We start from the raw sequence: 559 nt of genomic DNA, 5'->3' as shown, positions 1-559 counted from the left end.
CAGGCATGCCTAGCCCTGTAAGCTTGTTCAAAGCCTTTATCATCGCGTAAGTTTCTCCCACCTGACCGTTATAATTTCGCAGGCTCAATCTACCACCAAGTAATTGCTTTACCCTGTACATGGCAGTTTCTGAGATTGACCGCCGATGATAACCATACCGTTTTTTCCACTGCTTATTTGAACCATAAAGCTGTTGCCAACTGACCGCTAAGTTACGCGGATGTCCGTGTTCCCAGAGTGCAGCACCGTCCCTCGGTGGAATGAGTACTAAAGCGCGTTTTCTACGAACCGCATCGTGACAGGCTCTTGTGTCGTAAGCACCATCACCTGAAATATTTCGGATTTTTCGATGGGTTTGCTTGAGCAAATTCGGCATAACTTCAGCATCAGTGACGCCGGATAAACTCAGTTCTGCTGCAATAATTTCATGGCTATGGGTATCGACGGCGATATGCAGCTTACGCCACACGCGGCGCTTGCCATCTGTGCCATGTTTCTTCACTTTCCACTCACCTTCGCCATAAACCTTCAAGCCTGTCGAATCGATAGCCAAGTGCTC

1 pseudogene is annotated in these 559 nt (G+C 48.3%); it reads right to left on the bottom strand.

The features are described from left to right. Window positions 1–559: pseudogene (locus SHEWPOL2_RS22120) on the bottom strand (IS5-like element ISSpu11 family transposase); the annotation flags it as partial.

The organism is Shewanella sp. POL2, from assembly GCF_000282755.1.
Taxonomy (GTDB): domain Bacteria; phylum Pseudomonadota; class Gammaproteobacteria; order Enterobacterales; family Shewanellaceae; genus Shewanella; species Shewanella xiamenensis.
Note: the sequence above shows the minus strand (reverse complement) of the source record. Positions and strands in the feature narration are given on the sequence as shown.